4 protein-coding genes are annotated in these 4,394 nt (G+C 35.8%); all 4 read right to left on the bottom strand.

Going from position 1 to position 4,394, the window contains the following annotated elements; genetic code table 11:
* The coding region (locus tag B2X72_RS08910; RefSeq protein ID WP_286849203.1) for a hypothetical protein at nucleotides 1–737 on the bottom strand (737 nt) is incomplete at its 3' end.
* 205 nt (nucleotides 738–942) lie between these two features.
* A complete protein-coding gene (locus B2X72_RS08905; protein ID WP_286767476.1) occupies nucleotides 943–1,347 on the bottom strand; it encodes a hypothetical protein in 405 nt (134 codons plus the stop codon).
* 70 nt (nucleotides 1,348–1,417) lie between these two features.
* Complete coding sequence (locus tag B2X72_RS08900; RefSeq protein WP_286767475.1) at nucleotides 1,418–3,070, bottom strand: MAC/perforin domain-containing protein; 1,653 nt, start codon at nucleotides 3,068–3,070, stop codon at nucleotides 1,418–1,420.
* 37 nt (nucleotides 3,071–3,107) lie between these two features.
* Nucleotides 3,108–4,394: hypothetical protein (locus tag B2X72_RS08895; RefSeq protein ID WP_286849200.1), on the bottom strand; the 1,287-nt coding region annotated here is incomplete at its 5' end.

Raw genomic sequence — 4,394 nt, 5'->3', positions numbered from 1 at the left:
GGAATAATGTCGAATAGTTTTTTGTCATCGGGGATCCTGACTCCCTTCATGGAATCTTTCGGGTCTTTCTGTACAAAATAATTGCGGACGGTATTGACCGGTATATCCTTACCATTATAGACAAAATATTTTGAGACCATTTTATAATAGGGACTTTCATGGTCACTGACCAATAGCTTCCTTCCGTTGGGAAGAGTAAGATTTTTCATCTGCTGCAACAGGTCAATTAAAGTGGGGAGGTGTTCGTCCTGTATCATTGGTTTTACAGAGACCTCATATTTCTCCAGATCGGCAAGTTTGTTCTGTAGGATCTCTAGCTCTGACCGTAGTTTTGCGATCTCTTCGTCTTTCTCTTTGATGAGCATATCATTAGGTCGAATATTCCATTTGTCCAGTGGCGTGAGAAATTCCAGAAATTCTCCCAGCTTCATAACATTGGAGATATGGAGCGCATGCTTTGAGGAGAAGGGATCTTGTCCCTTAAAATAATCTATCCTATCAGAAACAATATACCAGACATGAGAAAAGAACTCTTTTTCTGAGCGGTTTCCTCCGGAAAGGTAATATTCCAGATGGTACTGATAATAGTAACTAAAAGCCGCTTTCTCTAGGCCATAGATCTTCAATAGGAAGTGGTTGTCCTCATACCCATTAGGTACTCCCTTGATAGTGCCTATCGCAAATGGGCTAGGCTTGAAATCAAATGCTTTTCTTGCTTTAAAATAATGTTGTGGCATGGACCTAATTTTACCAAAGATATTTATGTGTAATTATTGTGAGCTATCTAGAGTGATATTTTTCAATAACTCACTTAATAGTTCAATTTAATGTATATATTGATACAACTATTGGATATCTGAGATACTAAATTTGAAAGAGCTCTCAATAAGTAGAGGCCATTTCAATGGTATTATTTGGGGGTACAGCGGCATTGCCATTATGTTAATAATCTCGTGTAAGTTCCAAAGTTTTGTTATATTGTTCTGAGTATAGTTCATCTTTTAGTATTAATTTGTTTTCAGTGAACTCAACGACCATCCATTCGCCTTCTAGCTTACTGCTTTGTAATCCTCCAATTCTTAATAGTTTACCTTCTACAATATAGTCAAAGCCACCAGTTTGTGTTTTTTTATATTCATATCGTCCCACTTTATCATCCAGAAATAGCATGCTGATTTCTTCTTCACTCGTTTCATCCTTGAAGTTGATTCGAAGTGTTCCCTTCCATCCAGTCTGTTTAATAGTATTCTTATTAAATTCAAATATAGGTTTAGATGTCTCATCTTTATTGCAGCCAGTTAATATAGAGCCGACCAAAATAACCATTATGTACATTACTTTTTTCATGTTGTATTGATTAATTAAATGTAAAAATAATAAAAAATTGTTCTGCCAACGAAGTTGGCAGAACATTGAATTACAAACCAATTATTGTGTATCTTTGATAAAGATTCGTCATGGAAATAGTCTTTTCCTGCAATGTATCGAACCAATCCTTCATTCCATAGACTTCTAGTATATAATCGTCCAAATAGAAAGAATACGCAGTTAAACCCACGGGATCATAAATATACCACATATCCGATTCAGTGTTATAAAATTTAAGCATTCGGCTTTCGCTAACATTCGCAATATTGATACTAAGTGGAATCCGTAAGAAAGGTAGGATTGTTGTACTTTCATTCGACTTAATCAAACATTGATAGAAATTCATCTTTTCATTTGCGAGCGCTTGACTTTTGGCAGCAAAAATAGAGGGTGTATTATTTGCCCTTAAATCAGCGTCAGTAGCATTGGCTGCCGCTCCTTTTCCTAAAATAATCTTATCTCCTTGCCTTGTATTTAAAACAGCGGCAATATCGTAGAGGCGTTCGCCCGATCCTGTTGTTCTCACCAAAACTTTTACAATTTCTATGAACGGCTCAACAAATGTATTGGTATTAAAATATCCTAAATGGGTATCCTGCAACCTTCGTTTAAAATTAGCTTCCAACATAAAATCAGAAATAGGGTTAAGTCCTTGATCTGCTAGCCCAGAGAACGCATGATTACTTACATTGTTCAGAGAAGAAAGCCATTGAGAAAGATCAATATTAGAATTTTTTATTTCCGTTGGCGGTGTCCGAACCTGAAAGTCATAAGCTCCACCAGTTGTCTCAATAATATAAGAGGTCGACTCAATGTTCGACTGAAATGAACTACCGTTGCCTGTATTTCTTCCAAAACCGAAATTGGCACTTACTGAGTTAGTGGTATCGCCCTTTCCTCCCCATTTGTAAGATGCGGTAATATCAGTTTGCATATCTTTTTCCTTATTTGTAGAATCGGCGCTGAATTTATGAGTCCCATAGTAGGTAGCACTAGCTCTTCCTCCAGAGTAATATCCAGTAATTACAAATGGACCGTAAGTATTTAAAACATCAACAATCGTAGAATTGTAAAGATCATCCAAAAACCAACTATCCATATATCCTGACGCGATTCTCCTCATACTACTTGGGGATAAATCCATTCGATACATTGCATCTCGAACTTCGATGTTTAATTGTCCACTTACACTGCGAGACGTTTCCATCGTATTATTCGAGAATTTCTCCGTTGTGGTTCTCTTAGCACCTAAGCTGAATAACCCTAAATTGAGGCTAAATCCAGCAGATACTTTTTTTGTAATGTTAGTCCAACTAGCATATCGCTGAAAATCAGAGAATGCAAAAGATTCGATATTGGTTTTTTTAATGGGATCTTTTACTATTAATCCGTTTGTCTGAAGTTTATTAAAATCAAGAATTTGTCTTCTGACATTATCGACGCTCCCTAGAATGCCGTTCCCTACTGTGTAACCACGACCCGAATATGCATCTATTGGTAATGCGGTAGTATTTTGCGTATTGAACTGATTTGTGCTTTTCTTTTTAGTTGACCTAGACAACACTTTCGGGAGTTTTGAGTTCCTCACCTGAAGTATGATATCCTCAGCGTGTTCCTGTTTGATTGTATCGTTGAAAAGATCATTTTGCTTACAGGAAACGATAAGCGAAAGCAGAGCAATATAGATGAAGTATTTTTTCATTTTTATGTTTTTCTGTGCTAAATTATTTCTCAATTTGTTATTGGACAGCCAAAGGTTTATTTATCGCATTAAGATTTAAGTTTGGATTTGGAAGTTTGACCATTTTTGGAGCTCCTGTGTCTATATCAGTTATTATATAACTGTGGTCACTTAAAGGATATTCATCACTTATCACCCTTCCAGTCCAACGTCCACTTATCTTTATTTCACGATCTTGATATGTAGCGATTGCAACAAAATCAACAGATACTGTATAAGATGCAACTTTATAGTCTATCGCAACTTTTGTACGGGGAGATATAAGAAAAGGTACTTTGGTGAGCATATTTTTTGTGTAACCAGTTGAGTTTAAAGAAACATCAGCTTCAATATTTGATCCTGGATTTAAGTTAATTACCCCTTGGAGCACCGAAGGTCGTTTAAATTTTTGTGCTATATTTTCAAATTGGAAATTAATAGACTTGTTAACGGAAAAATTAGAAGGCAAAAATTCAGACTTCAAACATTCAATATCATACGAAAGATTAGAATAACCAGTGTTTGTATAGCTTCCCTTTAAAATGATATCTGGCCCTTTTGTTACAGTGGCATTATAATCATTAATATATTCCATTGAGCTTAGCGTAAACTTGCTCCTAGGGGTAATCAAGAACTCTTGCTGAGGTTTATTTGAATATTTACCATATCCTATTTTGGTCGCATCTTTTAGTTCTACTACATTATAAAATATGTCCCACATTCCTCCAGGGCCTTGTTCAAGATAAGATTGACTTTCTATGGCAAAATATCCAGGATTATTTGATGACGCAATCAAATCCCATGACGCATTGTATAATGATCCACTTTCATCATTTAAAAGAAACAAAACCTTATTATTTGGGGCATTAGAATATTGTCCAACACTTATTGGTGTATTTTCCTGAAAAGAATAGATGAGGTATGGTATTCCTGAGCTTGCTGGTAAGACCCTTACTTTAAAATTTGTTGTCGAGGGATTATCTGTGGACGTTAAAACCAGCTCTTTACCACGCCCATTGGTTTGCAAATATTTATTTGCAGAGTTTGCGCCTCCTCCTCTGGCTTGAAAAGTTAATGGCATATCCCTAAGAGCATACATATTTGATGACAAATAAGGGTCATAAGATAAACCATTCATCAAACTGAAGGTCTTATTCTGATTTTTACCAAATAATCTTGATTTAATTGAGTCAGGATTTACTTCAATGGGTACGATTGGGCCTTTCGTAGCCAAAGAATCAGACGCTGTCTTTGCCAACATCTTTATTGTTTCTTTTTCTACTATATTCTCTTGTAAAACGTCATT

The sequence above is a fragment of the Sphingobacterium sp. UBA7253 genome, from assembly GCF_002472745.1.
Classification (GTDB): domain Bacteria; phylum Bacteroidota; class Bacteroidia; order Sphingobacteriales; family Sphingobacteriaceae; genus Sphingobacterium; species Sphingobacterium siyangense.
Note: the sequence above shows the minus strand (reverse complement) of the source record. Positions and strands in the feature narration are given on the sequence as shown.

Excerpts from the sequence above, each read along its gene's own strand:
- B2X72_RS08900 (WP_286767475.1), bottom strand. The coding sequence starts at position 3,070 with ATGAAAAAATACTTCATCTATATTGCTCTGCTTTCGCTTATCGTTTCC.
- B2X72_RS08905 (WP_286767476.1), bottom strand. The coding sequence starts at position 1,347 with ATGAAAAAAGTAATGTACATAATGGTTATTTTGGTCGGCTCTATATTA.